The sequence below is a fragment of the Gemmatimonadota bacterium genome (assembly GCA_016209965.1).
Lineage (GTDB): Bacteria > Gemmatimonadota > Gemmatimonadetes > Longimicrobiales > RSA9 > JACQVE01.
This window is the reverse complement of record JACQVE010000089.1, coordinates 1-5,184: the sequence shown is the minus strand read 5'-3', so window position 1 is coordinate 5,184 and position 5,184 is coordinate 1. Positions and strand designations below refer to the sequence as shown.

Annotated in this window: 4 protein-coding genes; 1 reads left to right on the top strand and 3 read right to left on the bottom strand. The window is 72.1% G+C overall.

Going from position 1 to position 5,184, the window contains the following annotated elements:
- Positions 1-336: 336 nt before the first annotated feature.
- Together HY703_03690 and HY703_03685 are read right to left on the bottom strand one after the other, a co-directional pair.
- Positions 337-1,344: a M23 family metallopeptidase gene (locus tag HY703_03690; GenBank protein ID MBI4544279.1), complete on the bottom strand. Its 1,008-nt coding sequence runs from the start codon at positions 1,342-1,344 to the stop codon at positions 337-339.
- A gap of 173 nt (positions 1,345-1,517) precedes the next feature.
- Positions 1,518-3,614 carry a M1 family metallopeptidase gene (locus tag HY703_03685; protein MBI4544278.1) on the bottom strand — a complete coding sequence of 699 codons (2,097 nt, stop codon included), beginning with the start codon at positions 3,612-3,614 and terminating at the stop codon, positions 1,518-1,520.
- A gap of 386 nt (positions 3,615-4,000) precedes the next feature.
- Between HY703_03685 and HY703_03680 the strand changes: the two genes are divergently transcribed.
- A complete protein-coding gene (locus HY703_03680; GenBank protein MBI4544277.1) occupies positions 4,001-4,855 on the top strand; it encodes a chlorite dismutase family protein in 855 nt (284 codons plus the stop codon).
- A 37-nt stretch (positions 4,856-4,892) separates the two neighbouring features.
- Here HY703_03680 and HY703_03675 read toward each other — a convergent pair whose 3' ends face one another.
- Positions 4,893-5,168 (bottom strand): hypothetical protein, encoded by a 276-nt coding sequence (locus tag HY703_03675; protein ID MBI4544276.1) that lies wholly within the window; start codon positions 5,166-5,168, stop codon positions 4,893-4,895.
- Positions 5,169-5,184: the final 16 nt, after the last annotated feature.

Genomic DNA, 5,184 nt, shown 5'->3' with positions numbered 1-5,184 from the left:
GTTGACTTCGTTCCCGTACCCGTACCCGTACCCATACCCGTACCCGTGCCCGTGCCCGTACCCGTGCCCGTTGCTCTGCCCCACAAAGCTGCGATGGGCAGGGCCCGGGGCGGGGGGTGCTCCCCCGCGGGCAAGCTCGCTCACCGGTGGCTGTCGGGCGCCGGCCGGTCGTGGCGCACCCCGAGCGCTACCGCCGCGACGGCTCGCCGGTCGAGCTGCCGGAGATCGCGGCCTGGCGTGCGGCCGGAGCGCTGCTGCAGGTGAACGCAGGCAGCATGCTGGGCGAGTGCGGCGAGACGATTGGCGGGCTGGCGTGGAAGCTGATGGCCGAGGGGCTCATCGACCTGTTGAGCACGGACCATCACGCGGACGGCCGGCCCGTCTCGCCCGCGCAGACCGGCCGGCTCCTGGCGGAGCGCGGCGCCGGCGTCCAGGCCCGGCAGCTCCTAGGGGAAAACCCACGACGTATCCTGAGCGACCGTCCGGCCCTGGCAGTGGCACGCTGGAGATCCGAGGCCGTCGCCTGAGCTCGTACCAGCGGCCGCGCCTGCCTGCGCGCGGCGGCGTGCGCAGGTCGTGGGCCAGCACCGGGTGCGGAGCTGAGGGGGGCAGCAGGGCGGACCCCGCGGCCTCCCCGCCGGCGCCGTCCAGCGCCACCGACGCCGCCAGCGGGTTGCGCAGCGCGACTGCGGCCACCACGAAGCGGATCAGGCGATAGTCGGGAGGCATCGAGCCCCATGGTCCATCCGGCAGGCTCCCGGCCGCGCCCACGCCGCGCAGCTTCGCGGTGCCGCTCCGCCCCGCCTCGAGCTCCGCGGCCAGGGAAAACGCCCGCTCCACACCGGCGCGGGCGGCGCGGGGGGCGCGGGGGAGGGCCCGCCGCGCCGGCGGCCGCCCCAGCAGCGGCACGGGATCCTCCGCGCACCCCCAGCGGCGGATCTCGAAGTGGAGGTGCGCACCTTGCGCGTTGCCCGTGCGGCCGGAGAGCCCGACCACCTGGCGCCCCCGCACCTCCTCGCCCTTCCGCACGCGCAGCTCCGAGAGGTGAGCGTAAACCGTGCGCACGTGAGAATCGTGCTGCAGGATCACGGTGAGGCCGTATCCCGCCATTGCTCCCGCGTAGAGCACACGGCCCCCGGCCATGGCCAGCACCGACGTGCCGTCCGGCACGCGGATGTCCACCCCCTCGTGCACCTCCGGCAGCGGGCCGCGCAACCTCAGCCCGAAGGGCGAGCTGATCGGCCCCTCGACGGGCCAGAGCGGCAGACTGCACCCCCAGAGGAACGCCGCCGCTGCCAACGCCGAGGCGCCCCCATACGGGGCGAGACGGCGAGGAGGCGACACGGCGACGCGGCGACTTCCGAGCCCGAGCCCAGCGGCGGCTCCAGCCGCTGCGGAGCCCGATCCCGAGCCCGCAGCCCGGAACGGCAGCCATGGGATGGGCGACGCCCACCTCGCCCGGCCGCGTCCCTCTTTCCCCGCGGCGCCGTGTCGCAGTGTCGCCGCGTCGCCGCGTCTCACTTCCCCCGCTCCCAGACGTTGTCCCTCCGGTCCACGTCCGGCAGCGACTGGTCCGGATCGATCTCGATGCGCAGCACTGCCGCGGGCACAGCCAGCGTCTCCGTATGCCGCCGGCCGCCCATCAGCCACACATCGACAGGCACCACGACGCGGCGGGTCTCCCCACTCGCCAGCGTGAGCACCAGCTCGGCCGGCAGCGCCAGTCCGCCCTGGTTCTCGACGGTCACCGAAACCCGCTCGCCGGGCGGGTCGGGTGCCACGTCCACAGCAGTGACCGCCTGGTCCAGCACGGCCGTCTCGAACCACCAGGGGAGCCAGAACCAGTCCAGGTCGCGGCCGGCCACCTCCTCGAGGGTGTGGAAGAAGTCGAGCGGCATAGGGTGGCGGAACAGCCAGCGGCGGGTATACTCGCGCAGGCCTTCCCGCAGCACCGAGTCGCCCACCACCTCGCCCAGCGCGCGCAGCGCCAGGGCCGGCTTGGAGTAGGAGGCGACCACCCGCGCCAGCCCGGGAGCATAGCGGTCCGCGTGTCGCATCATGGGCTGCTCCTGGTCCGTGCCGGCCAGCGCCAGGTAGCGCAGATGGTCGCCGGCAAAGGGCTCCGCGCCCGGGAAGAGGTCCGCAGCCGCCAGGTTCTCGATGTAGGTGGCCAGCCCCTCGTCCTGCCAGGCGAACTCCGGCTCGTCCGAGCCCACCATCATGGGGTACCACTGGTGCCCGACCTCGTGCGCCAGCACCGAGTACAGCGTGAACGAATCATTGAACGCGCGCACGAACACCAGCATCGGATACTCCATGCCGCCCACCGGCCCCTCCGCCGCCGTGATCTGCGGGTAGACGTAGGCGTGCACCTGCCCCGAATGGAACTCGAGCGCGTGCCGCGCATAGCGCGCCGCCTGCCGCCAGGCCCCGGCCTGAGGCCGGTAAAGCGCATGCACGGCCACCACCCCCGGCAACGCGCCGCTGTCCGCGGGCGGCGAGCGGGCGCGCGTCGCGTCCCACACGTAGCGGCTGGAGGCCGCGAAGGCGAAGTCGCGCACCCGCCGGGCGCGGAACTCCCAGGTGAGCTGCCCTCCTGGCGCCTGCTGCGTCGCCTTGCCCGACCCCCGCTCCTCCGCGCTCACCACGTGCACCACGGTATCCGACTCGAGCGCCAGCCGCAGCCGTTGCCGGACCGGCTCGGGCAGGACCTCCTCCGCGTTCTGCAGCTCACCCGTCGCGGCCACCAGCCACCCCTCCGGCAGCGTGAGCGAGACGTCGAAGTCGCCGTACTCGAGGTAGAACTCGCCCTCGCCCAGATACGGGTCGGTGTGCCAGCCGTCCACATCGTCATAAACCGCGACCTGCGGATACCACTGGGCGACGTGGTAGACGATGCGGTCGATGTGCCCTGTGCGAGGGGCGCCCTGCGGCGGCACGGTGAACCGCCAGGCCAGCTCGAGCGCGAGGCTGTCGCCCGGCAGCAGCGGCCGCCCCAGCCGCAGCCAGAGCAGCGTGCCAGCGATGCGGTACGCCGGCTGCCCCGGCGCCGGCTCGGGCGAGCCGTCCGCCCGCGCCGCGGCCCACCCCTCCACCGCCACCCGCTCCACGATCATGCCGCCAGTCACCGGCACTCGCCGGTTCCGCGCCTCACCGCCGCGGAACAGGTTCTGGTACAGGTGCAGCACCAGCGTGCCCAGCGTGTCCGGCGACTGGTTGAAGTACGTGATGGTCTCCTCCGCCTGCAGGCGCGCCGTGCGCGGGTCCAGCTCGGCCGCGATCCGGTAGCTCACCCGCTGCTGCCAGTAGCGCGGCCCGGGCACGCCGCGCAGCGTGCGCGTCCCCGCTTCCAGCGCTGCGGCGAACGAGGGAGGCATGGGGATGGGCTGGACCGCCGCCGCTGGCGGAACGGCCCGCGGCGCGGCCGCGGGCGCCGGCTCGGCCGCGCCCAGCTCAGGAGCCGCACCGGCGGAATCCGCTGCCGCCGGTGTCGGCGCGGAAGGCGTGGGGTGGACGGGGCGGGGCGGGGCGCCGCAGCCCGCGAGGAGCAGGATCGGAAGCAGGAGCCGCCGGGCAGAGGAGTTGGAATCCGTGATCCCGACCCAGCGAGCCACGCAGAGACAAACACTCGAGGGCCGCATTTGGCGCGGCGGCATCATGTGCCCGTCAGCGCTCGCCGGCTGCGCGCGTTGACGTTGCTTGAATTGCTCCACGCCTTCAAGATCTCCCAGCCAACGCTCATGACCTCCCACATTGCGTTCACGTGCTTCCAGTTGTGGGGGTTGCAACAGAACTCGACCACGCTGGCCGGCTGGCCGGCTCCCACCGCTGCCCCCGCAGAACTTGCGCCGGCGCCGGGAACGCTGCAACTTTCGTACACGACGGCGCCCCGCGGGGCGCATGGCCCCACCCCACCGCGCAGCAGACCTGCCCGCGGCTGCCACGGCGAACCCCAGAAGCGAGCAAAAGCATGGCCAGCAAGCAGCCCCAGAGCCGCAGCATGGGCGAGATAACGGCGGCGGCCCCGCCCTCCGGCGCGTCGACCCTCGAGAACGTGCCCCGTGGCCTCCGCGAAGGGCGCCCCAAGCGCCCCGCCCTGGAGGAGGACGCCTGGGAGCGCATCCAGCGGGAGCAGGAGCAGACGCGCGAACGCGAGTTCGTCCGCTTCGCGTTCTACCAGGTGGCGCCGGAGTGGCGCCGGCTGGGCGCGGAGCAGAAGGCGGCGCACCGGGCCGAGTTCGCCCGGCTGGTCGCCGACTGGGGGCAGAAGCTCATGGTCTACTCCTACTCGCTGGTCGGCACCCGCGGCGACTGCGACTTCTTGCTCTGGCAGGCGAGCCGCGAGCTCGACCACCTGCACGGCTTCGCCGCAGCCATCCGCCAGACCGGGCTCGGCCACTGGCTGGAGCTGCCCTACTCGTACTTCGCCATGACGCGCCGCTCGATCTACCTCAACCGCTACGAGCGCGAGTACCTGGAGAAGTACGGCGGCAAGGCGCCGCTCGAGCACGCGCGCATTGCCATCAACCCGCAGGGCTCGAAGTACCTCTTCGTTTACCCCTTCGTGAAGACGCGCGACTGGTACGCGCTCTCCCACGAGGACCGCCAGCGCATGATGGACGAGCACATCCGCATCGGCCACGAATGGCCCGACGTCAAGCTCAATACCACGTACTCCTACGGGCTGGATGACCAGGAGTTCGTGGTCGCCTTCGAGACCGACCACGTGGGCCGCTTCCTCGACCTGCTGATGGCGCTCCGCCTCTCCGAGGCCAGCCGCTACACGCTGCGCGACACGCCCTCCTTCACCTGCACGGCCATGAGTATCGGCGAGTGCCTGGAGGCGCTGGGCTGATAGAGGGCCCCGATTCGCGAGCGTCCCGCCGGCCGGATCAGGAACGCCTCGGCCGCTTGCCGTACTTCCTGATGTCGTCGTGCTTCACGACATCCACAAAGTAGATGACGCCCCCCTCTATCCGGAAGACGATGCGGTCGCCGCTGTTAAGGCGGGCTTCCTGGTAGTACTTGTCCGGCTGCATAGGCTTCACCCTGAGGCCAGGGGTGTGCTCCTGCTTGCTGAGCGCCATGACCGCGCTATCGCAATCGCGCTGCCGCTCCGCAGAAAGATCGGCATAGCTCTTCTCGAACTGCCCCGACCAGTGCGGCACGAGGAATTTCCGCCGC